The organism is Microcoleus sp. B6-A1 (genome assembly GCF_036705085.1).
In the GTDB taxonomy this organism is placed as follows: domain Bacteria; phylum Cyanobacteriota; class Cyanobacteriia; order Cyanobacteriales; family Microcoleaceae; genus Microcoleus.
Genome location: NZ_JAUBTU010000043.1, coordinates 22,425 through 45,750, shown reverse-complemented (window position 1 = coordinate 45,750; position 23,326 = coordinate 22,425). Strand labels below are relative to the sequence as shown.

The window sequence follows — 23,326 nt, the reverse complement described above, 5'->3', positions numbered from 1 at the left end:
CATTTTCTGCATAATTGTAGGGGCGGGTTCACCAACAATATTAGCCAATAATTGACGATATAAATAAACCCGCCCCCCTCCAAAGGTAAATCGGAATGCACATTTTCTGCATAATTGTAGGGGCGGGTTCACCAACAATATTAGCCAATAATTGACGATATAAATAAACCCGCCCCCGCCCAACGGTAAATCGGAATGCACATTTTCTGCATAATTGTAGGGGCGGGTTCACCAACAATATTGCCAATAATTGACGATATAAATAAACCCGCCCCCGCCCAAGGGTAAATCGCAATGCACATTTTTCGTATTCGATCGAAGTCAAGGTTGATGTAGGTTATTTGTCGGGTGGGGGCGGGTTTATAGAGACTGTTTGTTTGAGTTAGATATTGTTTGTAAAACCCGCCCCTACAAAAAATTCCGAATCAATCTTTAACAGGCCGCATTGTCGGGAACATGACGGCATCTCGGATGCTTTGAGTATTAGTTAAAAGCATCACCAATCTGTCTACGCCGATACCCATTCCCGCACAGTTAGGCATTCCCAAAGATAGCGCTTGAATAAAGTCTTCATCCATTGGATGCGCTTCGTCATCGCCGGCATTTTTCTGCGCTAACTGTTCCTCAAACCGCTTTCTTTGCTCTTTCGGATCGTTTAATTCTGAGAATCCGTTCGAGTATTCTGTACCGTTGATAAATAGCTCGAAACGTTCTACAAATCCCGGCTTGTTGCGATGTCCTTTTGCTAAAGGACTGACTTCGACAGGATAGTCGATGATGAATGTAGGTTGAATTAGTTTGGGAACAACTAATTTGTCAAAAACTGCATACAGCACGTAGCCTAAACTCTGTTGTTCTAACTTAGACAGGTGCAATTCTAGTTTGGTTGCAGAGGATCTCGCACTTTCCAAATCCAAACTGTCAAAATCCAGCTCAAACTCGTCTCTGACAGCTTCTACCATCGTTTTCACTTGCCAGTGTTTGCCGCTGAAACCGGGATATTTTTCGCTGTAGTCGAACTTGCGTTCTAAACTAATCGTTTCCCCCTGATTTTCAATTTCTTTGACATCCCCAAATACCGCTGCCGCTGCGAAACATATCACGTCTTCGACAACTCCTAAAATGTCGAAAACATCAGCATAAGCTTGGTAAACTTCTAAAGAGGTAAACTCTGGATTGTGGGTGCTGTCAATCCCCTCATTTCTAAATGCTTTCCCTAGTTCAAATACTCGCTCGAAACCGCCGCAAATTGCCCGTTTTAAAAATAATTCGGGAGCCACTCGCAAATACAAATCCACCTCCAAAGCATTGTGGTGGGTGATGAATGGCTTAGCAGCAGCACCGCCGTAAATAGCTTGCAGTGTTGGCGTTTCTATTTCGTAAAAATTTGCTTGCCAGAGATAGGAACGGATGCTTTGAACGATGCGGCTGCGAAGCATAAAACGGTTGAGCGCATCTTGGTTGCTTGCCAAATCCATTTCGCGGTGACGGCGGCAAACTTCGGGGTCGTTAATTCCGTAATAAGAATCGGGAAATTGAATGGTAGCTTTTGATAAAAGCTTTAATTCCCTCACTAAAATAGAAAGTTCTCCCCTGGGGGTGCGGCAGCCGATACCTTCGACGCCGACAAAATCGCCGACATCGAGCAATTTTTTAATTTGTTCAAAGCTCAAACCGACTTCGCCGGTGACGATTGCTTTCTCGATTTTGAGTTGAATTTTGTCTGTGGCGTCTTTTAAATCGATGAAACCAATTTTGCCGCTGTCTCGCTTGGAAGTGATGCGGCCTCCTAATCGCAGGGAAATTTCTTCGGGGTCACTTTGTCCGTTTTCGAGTTCTTTTCCCGGCTGACTAAATATTTCGCGAACTTGCTTGGCTGTGTGCGATCGCGCGTAGGATTCACTGGGATACGGTTCTATGCCTTGCGATCGCAGTTCCTCTACTTTTTGACTGCGGACTTCGGCTTCACTGAGAGTCATTAGTTATTGCCTGATTAAAATTACAAATATCTGACATCTTGCACTATTCTGGCGATCGTGCGATCGAGCGTTGCTCAAATCAACGCCCCACACGAAAATTCCTCTTTGTGGAACAGGCATCTTGCCTGTTCGCGATCGAGCTGCAAAATGTCAGAAACACCAAACTCTATCATAACAGGGTGGTTTTGAGAGCCAATTTGCCAAATAAATAAGTTACACCCTCTCGTACCCCGATCGCACAGATCCGCACTCGCCCCAGAAATATTTCCGATAAAAATTTACGATCGACTGCACAAAGCGACCGAAACATTAAAAAATTAAGTTGTCTGTCGATCGCAACAGGTGAGATGATATGTAGTGCAGCCTCACGGCAGTTCCATCGAAACTGAACAGCAGAAACGCGAGCGATCGAACTCGACTCATCGCTCCTCTGTCAGAATCGACCACACACACTCTCTCTTAACATATAAAAACCATAATTATGGCTGTTGCAACCCAATCACTCGAAGAACTCTGCATCAACTCTATCCGCTTTCTGGCCATCGATGCGGTAGAAAAAGCAAAATCAGGACACCCGGGACTGCCGATGGGCGCTGCCCCTATGGCCTTCGTGCTGTGGGATCGGTTCATGCGGTTCAACCCCAAAAACCCCAAGTGGTTTAATCGCGATCGCTTCGTCCTCTCCGCCGGCCACGGCTGTATGCTACAGTACGCCCTCATGTACTTGGCAGGCTACGATAGCGTCACCCTCGACGACATCAAGCAATTTCGTCAGTGGGAATCCAAAACCCCCGGACACCCCGAAAACTTCGTCACCGAAGGCGTAGAAGTTACCACCGGCCCCCTGGGACAAGGAATTGCTAATGCCGTCGGTTTGGCAATGGCAGAAGCTCACCTCGCTGCTAAGTTTAACAAGCCCGACCACACCATTGTTGACCACTACACCTATGTCATCATGGGTGACGGCTGCCACATGGAAGGCGTTTCTGGCGAAGCTTGTTCTTTGGCCGGACACCTCGGACTCGGCAAATTAATTGCCTTGTACGATGACAATCACATTTCTATTGAAGGCGACACAAGCTTGGCCTTTACTGAAGATGTCGGCAAGCGTTTTGAAGCTTACAACTGGCACGTTATTACAGTAGACAATACCGCTCTAGACCAAGATACTAACCTAGAAGCAGTTCACAAAGCTATTGAAGAAGCCAAAAAAGTCACGGACAAACCGTCCATGATTAAAGTCCGTACCATCATTGGTTACGGTTCTCCAAACAAGCGCAATTCCTACAGCGCTCACGGTGCTGCTTTGGGTAGCGATGAAGTGCAAGCAACTCGCGATTTCTTGAAGTGGGAACACGCACCGTTTGAGATTCCTGATGATGCTTTGTCGCACTTCCGCAAAGCAGTCGAACGTGGCGCTCAATCTGAGCAAGAATGGCAGAAAGCTTTTGATGCTTATAAAGCAGCATATCCTGCAGAAGCAGCAGAATACGAGCGCACGGTGGCCGGCAAACTTCCCGAAGGTTGGGATAAAGTTTTGCCGACATACAAGGCAGAAGATAAGGCCGATTCGACTCGGAATCATTCTGGAAAATGTTTGAATGCTTTGGCAAGTGTGTTACCAGAACTGATCGGCGGTTCCGCTGACTTGGCATCTTCTAACATGACTTTGCTCAAGGGTGAAAAAGACTTCCAAAAAGGTCAGTACGAAGGACGTAACCTGCGGTTTGGTGTGCGGGAACACGGCATGGGTGCGATCGCCAACGGTATGCTTCTGCACGGCGGTTTAATTCCTTACTGCGCCACTTTCTTGGTATTTGCTGACTATATGCGGGGAGCAATTCGCCTCTCTGCACTCTCGGAAGCTGGCGTTATTTACGTAATGACTCACGACTCCGTAGCCTTGGGCGAAGACGGCCCGACTCACCAACCCGTGGAAACCATCGCTTCTCTGCGCGTAATTCCCGATTTGTTGGTAATGCGCCCTGCGGATGGTAATGAAACATCCGGCGCTTACAAAGTGGCAGTTGAAAGCCGCACTCGCCCAACTTTAATGGCTTTGTCGCGCCAAAACTTGCCTAACTTGGCTGGAAGTTCGATCGAAGGAACAGCCAAAGGCGCTTACATTTTGTCCGACGACGGCGGCACTCCCGACATCATTTTAATCGGCACCGGTGGCGAAACCTACCTCTGCGTTGATGCCGCTGAAAAATTGCGCGCTGCAGGCAATAAAGTGCGCGTAGTTTCGATGCCTTGCTGGGAATTGTTTGACTTACAAGATGCCGCTTACCGCGAATCTGTACTGCCGAAAGCTGTTACTAAACGGTTGGCAGTTGAAGCAGGTTGTAGCTTCGGCTGGGGACGTTATTTGGGTTCTGAAGGCGATAGCCTCAGTATTGACAGATTCGGCGCTTCTGCACCGGGCCCCGTTGCTTTAGAAAAGTTTGGCTACACAGTTGATAATGTGGTAGCTAAGGCTCAGGCGCTGTTGGGCTAATAGCAGCAGCATAATTTTGGGTGGGGCGGGCTTCGAGCTCGCCCCATTTTTTATAGCAGAAGGAAGTTCGGCAACGGATTCTCTTTCTTCCGATGTAACAGATGTAACGGATGGATGGAAGAAGGCTTTAGTTATTTAGAAGATAAGGAAGAAGGAAGAAAAAGCTAAAATCCTAAAATCTCCAATCGGCATATAGGGTTTCACTTCGTCATAGCTCACATCTTGCACCATTGTCAGCAACAGGCAAGATGCCTGTTCCACAAGAGATGAATTTTCTTGTGGAACAGGCATCTTGCCTGTCCATAAAAGGATTGAGAATGGTGCAACATATAAGTTATACCCAACCTAGAGCTCGCTACAGCTTGCGAATCATTGAGAATTGCTATATTAAGACTTACGGAAGAAAAACCAGTTTCTACCACAATATTCGGTTTGGCAATGAGGCCTTTATGAAGAAACCGGGTTTTTAGCCCCCCGTGCCTCCAGAACAGTATATTTCAGAGAGTTAAGATAAGTTATAAGTTATTGCGTTAAATTACTCCTTCCCCATTTGTCATTCCGTTTATGATTTGGAAGTTTTTAAATCACCTGTTATTCACGGGAAATTATATTCCTCACGGTCACTGTTACCTTTGGCAGCGAGAGCTAGTAGCACTCCACATAGTGTCAGACTCTATCATTGCCCTGGCTTACTATTCAATACCCCTCTCGTTAATTTATTATTTTCTATTTCAGCGAAAAGACTTGCCCTTTCGCAATATCTTTTGGCTGTTTGCAGCCTTTATTATCTCCTGCGGCACTACTCATGTGATGGAAGTTTGGACGCTTTGGCATCCTGTTTATTGGGTTTCTGGCAGTCTGAAAATTATTACCGCCGCGATTTCTGGTTACACTGCTTTTGCATTAATTCCTTTCGTTCCCCAAGCATTAACTCTGATGAGTCCAACTCAATTAGGGATGATCGATCTAATACTGCAAAAAGAAATAATTGAACGCCGAGAAACGGAAGCTCGCTATCAAACTTTAACTGAAGCTTCGCCGGTAGGAATCTTTTATGCAGATGCTGGAGGAGACTGCTTGTATGTCAACGAGCGCTGGTGTCAAATTTCGGGAATAACTTGTGATGAAGCTTTGGGCAAAGGGTGGTTGCAAGGCATTCATCCAGACGACCGCGATCGGGTTTTTAGTGAATGGTATAGCGCCGCGCAGGAGAAATTGCCGTTTAAATCTGAGTACCGCTTTCTAGACATTAATAACACTAAAATCAGTTGGATAGTCGGTCAACTTGTCGGTCAAATCGGAGAAAATGGGGAGACAAAAAGTTATGTTGGTACTATTACTGATATTACAGAACGCAAGCAGGTAGAAGAGGAAAATCGACTGCTCAATGAAACTCTGGAGCATCGAGTTGCTGAGCGCACGGCTCAAATCGAAATTTCTAACCACAAATTGCAAAAAGAAATAGCCTACCGGGAAAAAATTGCTCTCACTTTGTTGGAATTGACGCAACTGCAAAATGCAATTCTTAATAGCGCTAACTACACCATTATTTCTACAGATACCGACGGTACAATTAAAACATTTAATCGGGCGGCTGAACAACTCTTAGGTTATTCGCTAGAAGAAGTGGTGGGGAAAGTCACGGTAGAAATAATTCACGATCCTCTGGAGGTCGCTCAAAGAGCTGAAGTTCTTTCTCAAGAATTGGGAGTGAAAATAGAGCCGGGAATTGAAGCTTTTGTTGCCTTGCCGTGCCGGGAAATCGCGGACGAAAATGAATGGACTTACATTCGCAAAGATGGTTCGCGGTTTCCGGTAATGCTGTCGGTGACTGCCTTATTTGATAGTAATGGAAATATTAACGGTTTTTTGGGTATCGGTCAGGATATTAGCGATCGCAAACAAGCTGAAAAAGAGCTGCGTGACCTAACCAGTGCCATGCAAAATGCGGTGGAAGGCATTTCACGGCTCGATATTGAGGGGCGCTACGTGAAGGTTAACCGAGCTTACGCTCATAAATGCGGTTACGAACCGGAACAAATGCTTGGCATGAAATGGCAGCTTACCGTACATCCGGGCGATGTTGAGATGATGCTCTCAGCTTATCAGGAAATGCTAATTTCTGGCAAAGTAGAAGTTGAAGCTAGAGGCGTTCGGAAAAATGGCTCGTTTTTTTACAAGCAATTAACGATGGTAAAAGCTTGCGATGCACAAGGGATATTTAACGGCCACCACTGTTTTATGAAAGATATCACCGAGCGCAAACTAACTGAAACAGCTTTGCAGGAAAGCGAATTTAAGTACAGGCAAATAGTTGAATTAGCAGAAGAAGGTATTTGGGTAATTGACAGAAATGGCCTCACGACTTACGTAAACCACGCAATGGCGCGAATGCTCGGCTATAGTGAATTAGAAATGTTCGGCCGGCCGCTTTTTGATTTCATGGACGAACGGGAAAAACCACAAGCTATTGAAAATGTCGAGCGGCGCAAGCAAGGTATTGGTGAACAACACGAATTTAAATTCAAAAGCAAGGATGGCAAAGATATTTGGACTGATATGTCTACCAGTCCAGTCATGGACTCCCAGGGTAATTTGCTGTCTTGTTGCGCCTTGGTTTACAACATTACAAGCCGCAAAGAAGCAGAGCAGCAACTGCTGCAACTGACAGAAGATTTGAAGCGTTCCAACGAGGAATTAGAACAATTTGCTTATGTGGCTTCCCACGATTTGCAAGAACCGCTCCGAGCCGTTACCAGTTACACTCAATTGCTGGCCCAGCGCTATCAAGGAAATTTGGACGATCGCGCAGATAAGTATATTCATTATATTGTCGATGGCGCCACGAGAATGCAGCAGTTAATTAACGATTTGTTGGCGTATTCGCGCCTGGGAACGAGGGGTCAGGAGTTTGAGCAGGCGGACTGCAACGCTGTGGTTAAGCAAACTATGTGCAATTTGCAAATTGCGATCGCCGAAACAAAAGCTGTAATCACCTGCGACGCGATGCCAACCGTGATGGCGGATGAATTTCAACTGGTGCAATTATTCCAAAATTTGGTCGCCAACAGCATCAAATTTTGTCGCCAAGATATCCCGTTGATTCATATCGCTGCCCGCAGGCAAGAGAGCGAATGGGTGTTCAGTGTCCGCGATAACGGCATTGGCATCGATCCGCAGTATGCCGATCGCATTTTTATCATTTTTGCGCGCCTGCACTCCCGCCGCCAATATTCCGGTACTGGCATAGGTTTGGCGATGTGCAAGCGCATTGTTGAACGCCACGGCGGTCGGATCTGGGTGGAATCTCAGGAGGGAAAAGGAGCGACTTTTTACTTCACTATTCCTATAATTAGTACCTGAAGCCTCAAAATTCAATTTTGTTTTTATACTCAAAGGGATACGCCGGTTATGAGTGATCGAAGCACTGTTAGACCTATAGAGATTCTGCTGATTGAGGATTCTCCCAGCGATGCCGATTTGGCAATAGAAGTCCTCAATCAGGGTAAAATATTGAATAACTTACATTTTGTGGAGGATGGAGTCGAAGCAATCAAGTTTTTGCGCCGAAAAGAACCTTATCTCAGGGTACCTCGTCCCGATTTGATTTTGCTCGATTTGCAGCTGCCGAAAAAAAGCGGTATTGAAGTGCTAGAAGAAATTAAAACTGACCCAAACTTAAAATTAATTCCTGTAGTGATTCTCAGCACTTCAGCAGCGCCCGAAGATATTTTTAAGTCATACTCCCTCCACGCCAACTGTTACATAACAAAACCTGTAGACTTCGTTGAATTTACTAAAGTAGTTAGGTTAATTGAGGAATTCTGGCTGGCAGTCGTCAAACTTCCTCTAAATTAAACGAATAGATGCTTTGCTTATGAATGCTCTAAAAGTTTTTAACCTATGGAAATTCTGCTGGTGGATGATTTGATCAGGGATGCAAACTGGGATTTATAAAAGCTGGCAACAAGCCAATTTTCAACAATTTGCATAAGAGTAGGAAATATGGTATCAGCAATAAATTTATTGAATAAAGAAGGCTTTTCTGTTCGGGTTTGCGTCCAGATTTAATTCTGCTTGACTTGATTTTGTATAACAAAACGGTTGGTAAATATTAATATAAATCAATTCCGCACTCTAGTTAAAAATGATTCCGGTGGTAATTATGATAACCTCAGCAGCCGATCAAGAGATGCTCAAGTCTTATGCCTTGTCAGCCCGGTGCTACATCACTAAGCCTATCGACTTTAGTCAAGTCGCTAAGCTGGTGAGATGGATTGAGGATTGGTGGCTGGTGGTGGTGACAGTTCCCAAATAATAATTTTCAAGTTGAAAATGGCATGGGAAAGCGAAAAAGTTTAACCTAAGATTGGTAGAGTAAAAAGTTTACAGTCAAAAACGTCTAAGCTATGTGGATTAAGATTCTGTTAGTAGAAGACAATCCTGCTGATGCTGATTTACTTGCAGAACTGTTAGAAGTATCTGTGGGCGTCGAGTGGGAACTGGTGTCTGTTGAGTTCCTCCATGAGGCGATCGCACAACTGTGTAAACAACCCTTTGATGTAGTTTTGCTCGACCTTTCTTTGCCCGACAGCCGCGGTTTGGAAACCCTAACTCGCCTGCGAGAAGTTGCTCCTGATGTGCCCATGGTGGTAATGACAGGCTTGGATGATGAAGCGATCGCCCTAGAAGCAGTTCGCTTGGGAGCTCAAGACTATATTGTTAAAGGTCAAATTACTACTCAATTATTAGTGCGGACGATCCGCTACGCGATCGAACGATCTCAAACATTTAAAATGCTGCGGGAAAGCGAGCGCCGCTTTCGGGCGATTTTTGACTCATCATTTCAGCTAACCAAGCTGCTGACTCCCGAAGGAATTGTGCTGGAAGTGAACGAGACAGCCCTCGATTTTGCCGGATTGCGATCGGAGGGTATTGTGGGCCGCCCGATTTGGGATATGGCGATGTGGGCCCAGTCGCCACAGGTTTCCGAACAATTGCAATGCGCGATCGGCAAAGCAAGTCGCGGCGAGTTTTTCCGCAGCGAAATCGACTTGTTAGGCAAAAGTGGCCAAATTATGACAGTTGATTTCTCACTGAAACCTGTTAAAAATGAAACAGGACAAGTTTTGCTGCTGATTGCCGAAGCCCGTGACATTAGCGATCGTAAACGAGCAGAAGCGGAAATTCTCAAAGCCCTCGCACGAGAAAAGGAACTTTCACAACTGCGAGCTAAATTTGTCACAATGGTTTCCCACGAGTTCCGCACCCCTTTGACAACAATCCAATTTTCCGCTGGATTGCTGCAAGATTACAGTTCTCAGTGGGCCCAAGATAAAAAATCTACTCATTTTGTGCGGATTCAATTAGCAATTAAACGCATGACAGAGTTATTAGAAGATATCCTCGTAATTGGCAAAATCGAAGCCAATACCTTGCAGTTTCAACCGGTTTCCTTAAACCTTGAAAAATTTTGCCGTCAACTGGTAGAAGAGCAGCAGCTCAACGACAGCAACCAACACCCGATCGCCTTTCAATACGAAGGCGACAACTGCGAGGCTCAAATGGATGAAAAACTGCTGCAGCAAATCTTGGGAAATGTCCTCTCAAATGCCATCAAATATTCCCCCATCGGCAGTACAGTTTCCTTGCACCTCAACTGTCAAAACAAAGAAGCTGTTTTCCAAGTTCAAGACCAGGGCATCGGCATTCCCCAAGCCGATCGAGAGCGGATATTAGAAACTTTTTACCGAGCTCCAAATGTCGGCACTATTTCGGGAACAGGTCTCGGCTTAGCAATTGTGAAGAGGGCTGTGGAACTTCACGGCGGCCAACTTGCGATCGACAGTCAAGAAGGAAAAGGCACAACTTTCACTATTACCTTGCCTCTAATTTGCCCTCCCTGTCAATAACAACTGAATTATCAACTATACATATCCGGTATTTAACGATTAATTAAGCGCCTAACAAACAAAGTTATCAAGTGTCTGAACCCAGAATTTTCCAACCAACTACTAACTAAAAGGAGCTATCACCGTGGCTAAGATTTTGGTAATAGAAGACGAAGAAGCGATTAGAGAGAATATTTTAGAGTTGCTGGAAGCCGAGAATTTTGAAGGAATAGGAGCGATTAACGGCAAAGTCGGCATCAAATTGGCGATCGAACAAATCCCTGATTTAATTTTGTGCGACATGATGATGCCGGAAATAGACGGTCACGGCGTCATCAAAGCTTTGCGCTCCGAACCCTTGACTGCCACAATTCCGTTTATTTTCCTCACAGCCAAAGCCGATAAAGTTGACATTCGCACGGGCATGGAACTGGGAGCTGACGATTACATTACTAAGCCGTGTACGCCGCAAGAACTGCTAAAAGCCATTGCTATTAGACTTGAAAAACAAAAAACAATTAGCCGACAATCTCAAAAGACGCTAGACGAATTACGCACTAATATTAGTATGTCGCTACCCCACGAATTGCGGACTCCTTTGAATGCAATTCTGGGTTTTTCTGAGCTGATTCTGTCAGAATACAAGGTCTTAGAGGAATCAGATATCTTAGAGATGATCGGTCAAATTCAAACTTCCGGCCATCGCTTGTATCGGCTGATTCAGAACTTCTTGCTGTATGCAGAACTGGAGATAGCAGCCACAAATCCCGAACTGCTAAAGGAGATGCGAAACAGCGAATTTAGCTGTGTAAAATCTTTGCTGAGTCAAAAAGCTCGGCAGCAAGCAAAACACGCGAATAGAACCGACGATTTACAATTAAACTTGCAAGATTCGTCGGTAGCTATGGATTCTGTCAGACTCGCAAAAATTGTTGAAGAACTCTTGGACAATGCCTTCAAATTTTCTTTAGAAGGAACGCCGGTTTTATTAAGCACTTTCGTCGAAAATCAGACTTTTATTCTGTCTGTCAAAGACCAAGGCCGCGGCATGACTACCGATCAGATTGCACAGCTAGAAGCTTACAGGCAGTTCGATCGCAAACTTTACCAACAAGCAGGTTTGGGATTGGGGCTGGCTATTGTTCAACGCCTTGCAGAATTGCACGGAGGAGAATTTAAAATAGAAAGTTTGCCGCAACAAGAAACCATAGTTTGCGTTTCCCTGCCTGTCTAAACAATGATTATACCAGTTTCAAAAAAGAATACAAGTGTAGGCAAACTCCCAACCCTTATGGCATAAATCATTCCCAATTATCAAATATAAACTCTCAAATGGTATTATGCAGGAGCGATCGCTCCTTTCGCACACCGCTGCATATAAATTTGAGCTACCTTATCATTAGGGTTGATTTCCAAGCAGGCCGAAAACCATCTTTTAGCTTCGCCACACTTGTCACTATAGTAGAGTACCAAAGCTTGCTCAAAGATTGTCTTTGTCTCTAACTTTTTCTGTCGTAACTCTGGCGGATCGGCCGCAAATACTTCATAAAGTGTTACCCTTCGCGATTTGCCTTTAACTGTTACGCGATCGATCAACCTCAAATCATAAATATCGTTCAACTGTATAAAAGTATTGTGAGTAATTAACATCGAAACTCCATACTCTTTCGTCAAACTTTCCACGCGGGACGCTAAGTTTACCGCATCGCTAATCACCGTGCTGTCCATCCGGCTTTGGCCACCCACCGTGCCTAACATCAAAGAACCCGTATTGATGCCAATGCCAATTTGCAGCGGCGGGCAATCGGCCTGAGTACGACTAATATTATAGTCGTTAAGCTCTTCTAGCATTGCAATTCCCGCTTTCACAGCATCGTCCGCACTGCCATCAAACAGCGCCATAATCGCATCGCCAATGTATTTATCAATAAAACCAAAATTGTTAGTAATTGCCGGTTCCATCCGCGACAAATAAGCATTAAGAAATTGAAAATTCTCTTCGGGATTCATCCTTTCCGAAAGAGAAGTGAAATCGCGGATATCTGAAAACAGCACCGACATTTCTTTCTGTACCTGATCGCCTAATTTGACTTCCAGAATACTTTCATATCCCAGAAAGTGGAGAAATTCGTGCGGTACAAACCGCCCGTAAGCATCTGTTAATTTTTCTTCCGCTGCTAAAGCTTTTTGCAACTCGTCTGTGAATTGGCGGCGCTCGGTTTCTACCTCTAGACGTTCCGTGATGTCTTGAAAAGCAGCTATGGCGTAAACTATGTTTTTTCGTTCGTCGTAGATTGGAGTCGCCCAAACCTCGATCGGCACAATCCGATCCGACCCATGAATTTCTAGATCGTCCATACGCACAAATTCTCCCCGCAACGCCCGAACAATCGGTTGGCTATCCCTCGGATACAATTGATTAGTTCCAGCGTCGTAAAAATGATAAGCTTCAGGAAATTGGTCAGTACCCCCATCAAAAATTAAACCTTGGGCTAGTATCCTTTCGCCCCAAGAATTCATGTAAAAAGGTTTACCCTTACCATCGACAACAAATATTCCCACTGGCATCGCTTCTAGGAATTGAGTCAATCGGCTTTCGTTTTCTGACAGTGCCTCATTTAACTTTTCTTCGGCTGCCAAAGCTTTTTCTAAATCATTAGTAAACCTGATTCGTTCTACTTCCACCTGTCTTTGCAAAGTAATATCCTTAGCAAAACCCTGATAGTAAAGCACTTCACCGTTAGCATCATAAACGGTGCGCGCATACTCAGAAATCCAGATAATGCTGCCATCTCGACAGTAAACCTGAGACTCAAACTCACACAGAGTACCGTGCTGTTTCATCAGCGCCAGAAACTCTTGACGGCGGTTCGGTTCCACGTACAATTGCTGCTGAATATCATTAATACTTTCTATCAATTCTGACGCAGAATCGTAGCCGTAAATTTCCGCCAGAGCAGGATTCGCACTGATAAAATGTCCGTCCGGTGTCGTCTGAAAAATACCTTCTAGAGCATTTTCAAATATCCCGCGATACTTCTCTTCAGCTTGAATTAGCGCCGCTTCAGCTTCCTTGCGTTCACTTATGTCACTAAAAGCAATAATCGCATAGGAAATGTCGCCTGTAGAATCATAAATTGGAGTTGCCCAACTCTCTACAGGAATAATCTTATTAGCTGTACGAATTTCTACACCCTCAGTCCGCACATTTTCGCCCCTAAGCGCCCGCATAATTGGCAATTCTTCAACTGGGCATCTTTGATTAGTCCCGGCTTTATAGAATTGATAAAGTGCTGCTTTTTGCTCGGAATTAATATGCGGCACAGTGCCTTTGCCAAATACATCCCGCGCTTTCTGGTTAGCGTAGAAAGATTGGCCGTTTGCATCAAGCACACACACGCCCAATGGCATAGCTTCTAGATATTGCGTCAAGCGACTTTCGTTTTCATGGAGTTTGGCAATCAGCATCGCCTGCTTGCGGTTTAATTTTACCAACTCCTGATTCATTTCGTGAAGTTCTTTTTGTTTTTCCGCTAATTGTTTATCTCGAAAATATCTATATATTGCCTCAGTGACAGTTAATTTTAAGTCATCACATTGCCAAGGTTTAGGTATATATCGGTACAATTTAGCATAGTTAATAGCATTGGCTACCGCATCCAAATCTGCCTGCCCCGTCAGCATGATCTTGAGACAGTTCGGCGAGATAGCATGAACGCTCCTTAATAGTTCGTCTCCTTTCATACTAGGCATGATATGATCCGAAATAACCAAAGGAACTTCATACTGGTCTGCTAAAAGTTCTGACAGTAGCTCTAAAGCTTCTTCGCCACTTTGGGCCGTTTCAATTAAATATTTATCTTCAAAGGCTTTTAGCAGGTCTATTTCCAGACTATCGAGTATAGTCTGCTCATCATCGACACAAATAATGACTGGTTTTTTCATAAATTTGCTAGACCAGACTTAATCGCTTCAATTAATTCTTGATTTTGCCAAGGTTTTTCTATGAAAGCATGAAGATTAGCTTGATTTTTTGTGCGTTCGATTGCTTCTTGGTCTGCTTGTCCTGTCAGCATCACTGTCACAATTTGTGGATATTTTTGATGAATTTTAATCAGCAACTCATCTCCTTTCATTCCGGGCATCAACCAATCAGAGACAATTACTAAAATGTTAACCTCAGCTTCACATAGCTCTTCAATAATTTCCAGGGCTTCGGCAGCACTTTCAGCAAATTCGCAAAGATATTTACCGTTAAATGCCTGTTGCAGTTCAATTTCCAGACTTTCCAACACTCCTACTTCATCGTCCACACACAAAATTGCTGATTTAGACATCGCTAGTTTCCTTCTTTAGTGTGGCAGGGTGCACCCTCCTGGGCAGCACACCGTTTTCCAAATTCTACATTCTGCGCGGGTAGACTGCAAATTTTCGCCCCAGACTTCAGTCTCCGGCGCTGTACCTACTCAGTTAAATTAATCGGCAAAGACACGGTAAATGCTGTTTTACCGGGCCTCGACTCCACATCAATTTTACCCTGATGTTTTTCAATTATTTTTTTGACAATATCCAGTCCCAACCCGCTGCCTTCTCCGGCAGGTTTGGTAGTAAAAAAAGGCTCAAAAATTTTAGGAATAATATCGGGTTGAATCCCCTTACCGCTGTCAATAATTTTTACCAACAGGCTGGTATCTTGTTGTACCGCGTCAATTGTTAAAGTCCCTTGATTGTCCATCGCTTGTAAGGCATTGTGAATTAAATTTGTCCAAACTTGATTGAGTTCGTCGGGATAACACAAAACCGCCGGCAAGTGAGCTTGATACTTTCTGACGACTTCCACACCCTGCTTAATTTGGTTTTGATAAAGAGTTAATACAGTTTCAATTCCCTCCGTAATATTCACCTGTATTTTTTCCCCATTGACATCGTAACGCGCATAATTTTTCAGAGCAAAGACGACTTTTGCAGCGCGTTCAGTAGCGGTAGCAATGGTTCGGGCGCTTCTGTGAATGCTAGCAAAGTCGTAGGCTGTTTTTATAATATTTTCGCTGTCAGGAGCTTTGAGCAACGGCAAGAATTCTTGCAGATTTTCCTGCAATCCGATATTGACTAAAATGCTAGCAAGGCTGTCAGAATTGTCAATGCCTTCCGACTGTAGTTGTTGCTTCACGCCTTTTTTCAATACCCGTTTTTCTCGAGTAGATAAAGAGTAATTTTGTTGGCTAGAACTGTACATCAAACGCAAGAAATCCTGCTGGCGTTCTGCTGACAGTTCTTTAAAAAAAACTGGCAAACTTTCGAGATTGTTATCCAAAAAGCTGGTAATATTTCCAATCGACGACCGAATTGCCCCCAAGGGCGTATTAATTTCGTGAGCAATGCCCGCAATCAGTTGCCCTAATGCCGCCATTTTTTCCGATTGCACTAATTGATTCTGAGTAGCTTGCAGTTGGTCTAAAGTAACTGTAAGTTCATGGTTTTTCTGTTGGAGTTTTTTTCGCAACTGGCACATTGCTAAATGGGTTTCTACCCTCACTAGAACCTCTTCCACCTGAAAGGGCTTGGTAATATAATCTACCCCGCCCACAGCAAAGGCTTTGACCTTATCAAGTACGTCATTAATCGCGCTAATAAAAATTACCGGGATTTCGCAAGTTCGTTCATCAGCTTTGATCTTTTCGCAAACTTCATACCCATTCATTTCGGGCATCATAATATCCAGCAAAATCAAATCTGGAGGCATACCTTTTGCCGCCGAAAGCGCTAACTCACCGCTAGGTACCGGGCGAACTTTATAGCCCTTGCTGTTCAAAATTCCGGCTAGCAGCCGCAAATTAGCTGGGGTATCGTCAACTACTAAAATATTACCGCGATCGGTGCTAAGAAGGTCGTTATTCATGTGATATTGCTTCAGAGATTAAATTTAAAACTTTGTCGTACTCAAAATTTTCTATACAATTTGCGATCGCACCTGCCGTTACTGCATCCTTTAATCTAATTTGCTCGCTCAAGGTATCAATTAAATCCATATCTGCATTCAGTATCGCTAGCTTTAAATCAGCTACCAGTGAATCAGGCAATTTTACGAAATCAGCCGCACTCATAGCGCGATCGCCCTCTTTGATTGCCGATAAATCACTTTGAGCCGGATCTTCATAAATATAGCGCACTCCGATATGTTTGTGCATAGCATCAAAAATATCGGCTTCCCGGAAAGGCTTCCTCATAAAAGCATCACAGCCCGCCGATAAAATAACTGCCCGTTCTTCCTCCAAAACGCTCGCTGTCAGCGCAATAATCGCAGTAGCTTGACCTTTAATAGTGCTTTTAATGTATTGCGTAGCTTCGTAGCCATCCATCACAGGCATTCTCATGTCCATCCAAATGAGATGCGGTTCCCAACTCTCCCAAATCTCAATAGCTTCTTGACCGTTAGTAGCTTCTTTTAGTTCAAAACCCAGAGGAGAGAGGATTTTAATTAACAGTTGGCGGTTGAGCGGTTTATCGTCTACTATCAAAATTCGATAGGTGGGTTGGTTGGGTTCCAGCGCAATAACATTCCGGCTCGGTTTTGGGCTTTCAATATCAGCCGCATTGACCGCAATAACTTGAATGTCGAACTTAAAATTACTTCCCTTACCAACAGTAGAACAGACGCTCATTTTGCCGCCCATTAATTCCACAAATTTGCGGCTGATTGGCAATCCCAAGCCGGTACCTTCTTGCGAATCTTTGCCTGTCTTGGTTTGCACGAAAGGTTCAAAAAGATCGTCTAATTCCTTGGTAGCAATACCGGGGCCAGTATCCTCCACTTCAAAATGAAGGAAGAAGGAAGAGGTTGAAGCTGAATCGTCATTTGGGGTGGCAATGATCTGGTTGTTCGACTGACTGAATTGAGATATTTTAAGACCATTAATGGCGGAAAGTTCTGTATTTGGTGATACTTCGGAGTGCTCAATATTTCCCCCTTCTGCCTGCTGATTTCTGCCTAATGACTCCTTGCTAACTCTGACCGCTACACCGCCCTCATGGGTAAACTTAAGAGAGTTATTGAGCAGATTAATTAAGATTTGCCGCAACTTTAACTCGTCAGTTTCTATGTATTGTGGCACATCGGGACTGCGGTCAAAAACCAACTGCAAGTGCTTGTCATCTGCTTTGAGTTGAAACATATCTTCCAAGTCATTGAGCAGGCGATAGAGGTCTATTTTATGGGGATTGAGGGTGGTGCGCCCCGATTCAATTTTAGATAAATCCAGCACGTTATTAATCAGGGTAAGGAGGTGTTCTCCGCTGCTCCTAATTATGCTAATATTTTCTTGATGTTCGGGGGATAGAGTTTGGCTGCGAGTCATCAGTTGGGAAAAGCCGAGAATTGCATTGAGAGGCGATCGCAATTCGTGGCTCATGTTAGCAAGAAAAGTGCTTTTAGCTTGATTCGCTACCTCTGCTTTGTCTTTAGCTATAGCCAATTCTGCCGTCCGCTCTTGCACTCGCTGTTCTAAAGTTTCAAAAGATTGTTGCAGTTGTTGAGCCATGCTGTTAAATGACTTGGCTAATTCCCCCAATTCGTCTGCTCGTTCGCTTTCTACTGTTTTGTCCCATTCACCTTTAGCAATATTTTTGGCGGCTGTATTTAAGCTCAAGATAGGATTTGTCACCCACTGAGAAGTCAGAATGCCGATCCCCACCGCTACTCCTAAAGCTGCGAAACAAAGCAAAACCGCTGTGCGGGTATTGGCATCGATTTCTTTGGTGAAATCTGCTTCGGGAACAACTACGACAATCAGCCAGTCTAAACCTTTGCCGTCTTGGAACGGCAAGACTTTTAAAAATTGTCGCTTGTCATCTATTTCAAAGCTCAATAACTCGGATTTTTTAATGTGGTCTAATTTTTTAAACTTTGCCGTCAAATATTTAGCTGTCGCTTGAGTAAAAGGGTTGCTGCTTTCTTCCACTTTAAACAATTGTCTTTCATTACCTTTAGTGCGAAACGGTTTTTCTGTTGTGGAAGTTGCTAACAAGGTACCCTGGCGATCGATAATAAATGTTTGACCGGATTTTCCAACTTTGAGACTATTGAGAAATCTCCCAAGATGGTCGAGACGCAAGGCAGTAAATAAGACTCCTTCTAGCTGATTCATGTCGCTGTATACGGGTTGGATAGCGCTGATAAGTAATGTCGGTTCTAGTAATGAAACAAAAACCGAACTCCAAGTAGGTTTGCCCACTTTTACGGCTTTTTGGTACGCAGGATGTTGCCGATGATCATAGTTTTTGGCAAGGGTGGTAACTGTAGTGCGATCGCCGAGAGCGTTCGTATTGTAAGAATTAAAATTTAACCCAGTAGAGGCGTCTATCACATTAATCATTCGGGAGCCGTTAGAAAGTTGTTGACCGCCTCTATAATTTCCCTTCTTGTTGCCAACCGAGGTAAAATTGATATAGGGATATAATTGTACTTGCCGCCAAAGATATTTCTCCCAAGCTGATAAGTTTTCCATCTTTAACAAGCCGAGCTTGACAGCATCCAGCTTGGTTTGATTGATTTGATGGGGAGTTTTCAGGTAAATTTGCAGGTTTTGCTCGACACGCAAACTCACCTCGGTCATTAACTGACTGGCAAGGTTATTAACTGCTTTTTGTCCGTTTCTAAAAGACAGATATCCTACGAGTCCCACGGCTCCCAGGATTTGCAGTATAAATGGAACTATGAGAACAGTTCGCAGCGGTAATTTGTCTAAAATTTTAGAAACCATAAGATTCAGAGGTTTGGTGAACTTAGCCTAGAACCGTATTTGCACAACCTGTCTTAACTGCCGCACCATTTATTTACTGCCGCTTAGCTGGGGGGAATTGATGCGGGCTATTTTAGCTTTGGTAGATGCTCGACCCCGATCGAATGTGAACCTAATTTTTGCTATATTAAAGGCTGTTATTTTACCCCATTGTCGTATTATTTTGATAATTTAGGTAGAATTTTTAGTCCCTGGCTTCGAGAACTACCTAATAAACGCGATCGCGGGGCCGAGTTCAACCCCGGTAGGCCAAGCGATTTGGAGGCCGGCTAGGAAATTTGCGATCGGCACTCGCCATTTTCCGCAAGACGTGTTATACTTCAGAAAGTCGAGGGCACGTAGCTCAGTGGATAGAGCATCAGGTTCCGGTCCTGAGGGTCGGGGGTTCAAATCCCTCCGTGCTCACTTTCTATGTCTTTTGCGGGGTAAGGGTTTCAGGTTAATTGTATTACCGATAGTCCTCTTTTCCGCTCAACTTTCGCTCCCATCTGTTCCAAGTATCTCCAAAACCACCTCCATATCTGCCAAGTTTGCGCCGGACTTTTTGCGCCGCGCTTTCAACTGGTTGAGCAGGTCGGCTGGCTCTGGAAATTCTGCGACGGTCGGAGCCGAGTTTTCCAATAGCTCCGTGCTCATGTAGATTTATAGAATGACTGATTTTGATAGACCGGGGACAAATTTTTGTCCTCGGCCTCAATTATTGTGATTTAAGCGTCAGTGTCAAAAATTGAATCGCCACTGTACTCGCAGGTCGCGGACTGATTGCGCCCCTGTTGCTTGGCACGGTAGAGTGAACGATCGGCGATCGCAATCAAGTCAGCCGATGATAGTTCCGAAATCGGAATCAAGTTGGCGATACCCATACTAATAGTAACTACATCGCTCACATCAGAGGTTTTGTGAGGAATATGTAAAGCTTGAATAGCAGCGTGAATCCGTTGGGCCACCGAACTCGCTCCATCAAGATCTGTATTAGGCAAAATGATGGCAAATTCTTCTCCGCCGTAACGCGCCACTAAATCCGCCGGACGGTACACCACCTCTTGCACCGTCTGAGCAAGTTTGAACAGACAACTATCCCCCATTTGATGACCGTAGGAATCATTATAACGTTTGAAATAATCCACATCAAATAACAAAAGAGAAATAGGTTTTTTTTCCCGGTATAGCCGCTGCCATTCATGCTCTAAGCGGTCATTAAAACAGCGACGATTAGCAATTTGAGTCAACCCATCAATATTTACCACTTGTTCTAAGAGATGAGTAGCGCGGGCTAGTTCTTCGTTAGAGAGTGCCAGTTGTTGATTAATTTCTCTCATCCGCGCTTGAGCCTGCTGCCTTTCTGCCAATTCCTTCTGCAACTTATGAAAAATATCCGCTTGTTTAATGGCGATCGCTAACTGATTAGCAATCTGTTTAACAAGGTCAACTTCAAATTCTTCCCATTGCCGAGGCGCAGAACATTGATGAATACATAACAACCCCCACAAATCTTGTCCATTGAGCAACGGCGCAACTAAATTAGCCCGAACCGGAAATTGTTTCCAAAGAGCGCGGTAACAGTGTTGAAGGTCAATATTATTGATATTTTCTACTACCTGCGTTCTCCATTCTTGATATGAATCAAGACCTTGTTCACCACCACACTGGTCGTTAAATTGATTTTTGCTTACCAATTTACATCCTTCGCCTACGGATTCTGAAACAAACTCACCATATCCAAATTTACTATCAGGATCGAACTTAAATATGCCGACGCGCTCGGCATCAAGAAACAAGCGAATCTCCTGCGAAGCAATCTCAAAAATTGTAGACAAATCAAGAGATTGACGGATGTGTTGAGTAATCTCTTGAAGTAATATAGCCTTGTCGTACTGTTGCCGCAGGGCGATTTCCGCTTGCTTTTGGGCGAGAATAGCTGCCTCTGCTGCTTTTTTTGCTTTAATAATTTCACCTTCGTATAGGATACGCTGGCGGATACAGATCAAGATGCAATTGTTGACGAAGCTTCCTCCTTTCTCCCGACGCACAGCGTTGATCAGCATCGGTATATCACTACCCTGCTTTGACCTTAATGAGAAGTAAATTTCCTCTACTTTACCGTGGAGCTTCAACAGGGGGAAGAAATGGGTTTGATAGAAAATCCGGCTGGCCATTGGCAGAATGGACTCCATCTTCTGTCCCCGCAGTTCATCGGTTTCGTATCCGAGTAATTGCAGTAATGTGGCGTTGACCATTACGATCGTACCATCGTCAGCAAACGAGAGGAATCCACAGGGTGACGTGTTGAGTAGCTCGTCTATCTGGTAGGTCATGTTTGCCATACAAATCAGGTAGTATGAGGTGCACTCAAATACTCCTTAATCATCTCGATCGTCTCTTGTGGATGACTCAGGTGCGGGCAATGTCCCGTAGCTTTCATCAGCCGTAGCGTACTTTTAGGTAGGTGGCGCTGAAGGTAATGCCCTACCTCGGTGGGAGCAATCACATCATCAGCGCATTGCAATATCAGTGTAGGTACTGATGCCTTGGGTAAATCACTGCGATTGTCAGAGTAAAAAGTTACCTCGGCAAAGCGACTTGCAATCACCGGATCGGTAGAGCAAAAACTTGTCTCAAGTTCCTCACTTAGCTCAGGACGATCCTGATTCTGCATCACCATTGGCGCCAGAAAGCTTGCCCAACCAATGTAATTTTTCTCCATGATATCGAGGAGATCCTCAATATCTTTGCGCTCAAACCCTCCGTAATAATTTGGTAAATCATTGATGTAGCAGGGTGAAGGCCCTACGAAAATCAGGCGATTAAAGTAATTAGGAGCTTGAATTGAGGACAGAAGGCCGATCATACTGCTGACAGAATGGCCTACAAAAATCACATCAGTCAACGCCAATTCTTCACAAATATCGAGGACATCCTGAACATAGCCATTGAGGTCGCTGTAACGTTCATAACTGTAGGCACTAATATCAGACTGTCCCGAACCTACATAATCAAATAGGATAATTTTGTAATCCTTCTCGAAGGCCTGTGTTACGAAACGCCACATATTTTGATCGCACCCAAATCCATGAGCAAACATCATCGTCTGGGCGCCTTGTCCAAACACTTTTATATTATTCCGTAAGAAAATTTTTTTAGTCATTTGAGCGAGACGAGCATTAAATTAATTATAAGACTTTTGCGCGCTTTCATGAGGGACGATTGCTGATTCCACATAGTGGTAGATAACAATTCAGGATGTCGGATTAATTGAATGGCAACCTCAGCAATGGCAGGCTTCCTCAACATATAACGCTGCCCGATTTCCTAGGCGATCGCTTGTAACGATTCCCATTTCGCTGGGGCTTCCATTCCTTCAGCAATTGTGCTCAGATTTAAGCCATGTGTGATTACAACTATGGGTTTGTGAAGTCCGCGATCGCTCGGAGCGCTGGCTAAATCGCGGACAAATGAGCGAGCAATTTTGAGCGACTTCACCGGAAAATTTTTCAGGTTATTAAAAGCAGCATAGCCAGTCCCAAAATCATCGACAAAAATCCCAATACCATGCTTTGATAATTTGCTCAAAACATGGTATGTAATGTCAACATTAAGCATCATTACAGTTTCCGTAATCTGTAGCTATAGATATTTCGGCTTCATCTCGGTGCGATCGAGGATGCGATCGCTCTTAGCGATTAAAGTCGGTTGGGTGAGTTGACGTGCCGACAGATTCACCGCGATATTAGGAAGAATTAGTCCTGCTGCTAGCCACTGCTGATATTGCCAGCAAGCTTGCTCTAAAATCCATTTGCTCTTCGGGCCACATCAATCCAGTTTTTTCGGCGAGGGGAATACATCGATGGCGATGAATCCAACCTAGTTCAGGAGAATACACTCCTACTATAACTTTAACACCAGCAAGGCTACCTGTTTGCCAATCGAGCTGAGGTCGATCGTACAGCAAGTATTGGCTTTCCAAGCACAATTCAAGAGATTTGCGATCGCCAAGGTATTGGATTTGACCCAAGGTATTGTTGCTGTGTAACAACTCTAGGTATTGGGATCGATAGGCAATAAAAGCTCATATTTCAGCAATTAAGAACCTGCCAAACATTGTCGCGGTTGCTATAAATGTTCACAAACTCCTCAAATTAAAAAAGTTGGGTTTCCTAGCTC

Annotated in this window: 18 protein-coding genes and 1 tRNA gene; 7 read left to right on the top strand and 12 right to left on the bottom strand. The window is 44.2% G+C overall.

From position 1 onward, the window contains the following. Positions 1-425: 425 nt before the first annotated feature. Both lysS and QUB11_RS17415 read right to left on the bottom strand, forming a co-directional pair. A complete protein-coding gene (gene lysS / locus QUB11_RS17420) occupies positions 426-1,979 on the bottom strand; it encodes a lysine--tRNA ligase (protein ID WP_333205179.1) in 1,554 nt (517 codons plus the stop codon). Between the two features lie 309 nt (positions 1,980-2,288). Further along, the gene (locus QUB11_RS17415; RefSeq protein WP_333205177.1) at positions 2,289-2,426 is read right to left on the bottom strand and encodes a hypothetical protein; all 138 of its coding nucleotides are present in this window, start codon (positions 2,424-2,426) and stop codon (positions 2,289-2,291) included. A gap of 34 nt (positions 2,427-2,460) precedes the next feature. Between QUB11_RS17415 and tkt the strand changes: the two genes are divergently transcribed. Further along, positions 2,461-4,476 carry a transketolase gene (gene tkt / locus QUB11_RS17410; protein ID WP_333205175.1) on the top strand — a complete coding sequence of 672 codons (2,016 nt, stop codon included), beginning with the start codon at positions 2,461-2,463 and terminating at the stop codon, positions 4,474-4,476. Between the two features lie 135 nt (positions 4,477-4,611). Here tkt and QUB11_RS17405 read toward each other — a convergent pair whose 3' ends face one another. Continuing rightward, the gene (locus QUB11_RS17405) at positions 4,612-4,767 is read right to left on the bottom strand and encodes a hypothetical protein (RefSeq protein ID WP_333205173.1); all 156 of its coding nucleotides are present in this window, start codon (positions 4,765-4,767) and stop codon (positions 4,612-4,614) included. A gap of 273 nt (positions 4,768-5,040) precedes the next feature. Here QUB11_RS17405 and QUB11_RS17400 point away from each other — a divergent pair, with 273 nt between their 5' ends. From QUB11_RS17400 to QUB11_RS17380, 5 genes are all read left to right on the top strand, one after another. Further along, positions 5,041-7,839: a PAS domain S-box protein gene (locus tag QUB11_RS17400; protein WP_333205171.1), complete on the top strand. Its 2,799-nt coding sequence runs from the start codon at positions 5,041-5,043 to the stop codon at positions 7,837-7,839. A 48-nt stretch (positions 7,840-7,887) separates the two neighbouring features. Continuing rightward, positions 7,888-8,334, top strand: coding sequence for a response regulator (locus QUB11_RS17395; RefSeq protein WP_333391269.1), 447 nt, complete (start codon positions 7,888-7,890; stop codon positions 8,332-8,334). A gap of 307 nt (positions 8,335-8,641) precedes the next feature. Continuing rightward, positions 8,642-8,794, top strand: a complete 153-nt coding sequence (locus tag QUB11_RS17390; RefSeq protein ID WP_333391267.1) for a hypothetical protein — start codon at positions 8,642-8,644, stop codon at positions 8,792-8,794. 91 nt (positions 8,795-8,885) lie between these two features. Continuing rightward, positions 8,886-10,388 carry an ATP-binding protein gene (locus QUB11_RS17385; protein ID WP_333205166.1) on the top strand — a complete coding sequence of 501 codons (1,503 nt, stop codon included), beginning with the start codon at positions 8,886-8,888 and terminating at the stop codon, positions 10,386-10,388. 124 nt (positions 10,389-10,512) lie between these two features. Continuing rightward, positions 10,513-11,601 (top strand): response regulator, encoded by a 1,089-nt coding sequence (locus tag QUB11_RS17380; protein WP_333205164.1) that lies wholly within the window; start codon positions 10,513-10,515, stop codon positions 11,599-11,601. A gap of 104 nt (positions 11,602-11,705) precedes the next feature. Here QUB11_RS17380 and QUB11_RS17375 read toward each other — a convergent pair whose 3' ends face one another. From QUB11_RS17375 to QUB11_RS17360, 4 genes are all read right to left on the bottom strand, one after another. Continuing rightward, positions 11,706-14,312 carry a PAS domain S-box protein gene (locus tag QUB11_RS17375; protein WP_333205162.1) on the bottom strand — a complete coding sequence of 869 codons (2,607 nt, stop codon included), beginning with the start codon at positions 14,310-14,312 and terminating at the stop codon, positions 11,706-11,708. Continuing rightward, complete coding sequence (locus QUB11_RS17370; RefSeq protein ID WP_333205160.1) at positions 14,309-14,704, bottom strand: response regulator; 396 nt, start codon at positions 14,702-14,704, stop codon at positions 14,309-14,311. The genes QUB11_RS17375 and QUB11_RS17370 overlap by 4 nt, the downstream gene beginning before the upstream one ends. A 125-nt stretch (positions 14,705-14,829) precedes the next feature. Then, complete coding sequence (locus tag QUB11_RS17365) at positions 14,830-16,266, bottom strand: response regulator (protein ID WP_333205158.1); 1,437 nt, start codon at positions 16,264-16,266, stop codon at positions 14,830-14,832. Further along, positions 16,259-19,126 (bottom strand): ATP-binding protein, encoded by a 2,868-nt coding sequence (locus QUB11_RS17360; protein ID WP_333391265.1) that lies wholly within the window; start codon positions 19,124-19,126, stop codon positions 16,259-16,261. The genes QUB11_RS17365 and QUB11_RS17360 overlap by 8 nt, the downstream gene beginning before the upstream one ends. A gap of 371 nt (positions 19,127-19,497) precedes the next feature. On the opposite strand from QUB11_RS17360, the gene QUB11_RS17355 reads away from it, so the two are divergent. Then, positions 19,498-19,570 (top strand) — tRNA-Arg (locus tag QUB11_RS17355). A gap of 66 nt (positions 19,571-19,636) precedes the next feature. Here the strand turns inward: QUB11_RS17355 and QUB11_RS17350 are convergent. The 5 genes from QUB11_RS17350 to QUB11_RS17330 form a co-directional block, all read right to left on the bottom strand. Next, positions 19,637-19,801, bottom strand: coding sequence for a hypothetical protein (locus QUB11_RS17350; RefSeq protein ID WP_333391264.1), 165 nt, complete (start codon positions 19,799-19,801; stop codon positions 19,637-19,639). Positions 19,802-19,872: 71 nt separating this feature from the next. Beyond that, a complete protein-coding gene (locus QUB11_RS17345; RefSeq protein WP_333391262.1) occupies positions 19,873-21,489 on the bottom strand; it encodes a diguanylate cyclase domain-containing protein in 1,617 nt (538 codons plus the stop codon). A 5-nt stretch (positions 21,490-21,494) separates the two neighbouring features. Continuing rightward, on the bottom strand, positions 21,495-22,310 hold the full coding sequence (locus tag QUB11_RS17340; protein WP_333391260.1) for an alpha/beta hydrolase: 816 nt from the start codon (positions 22,308-22,310) through the stop codon (positions 21,495-21,497). Between the two features lie 164 nt (positions 22,311-22,474). After that, entirely contained in the window at positions 22,475-22,783 is a 309-nt protein-coding gene (locus QUB11_RS17335; RefSeq protein ID WP_333205207.1) for an EAL domain-containing protein, read from the bottom strand. Positions 22,784-22,892: 109 nt separating this feature from the next. After that, positions 22,893-23,177 (bottom strand): hypothetical protein, encoded by a 285-nt coding sequence (locus QUB11_RS17330; protein ID WP_333391258.1) that lies wholly within the window; start codon positions 23,175-23,177, stop codon positions 22,893-22,895. Positions 23,178-23,326: the final 149 nt, after the last annotated feature.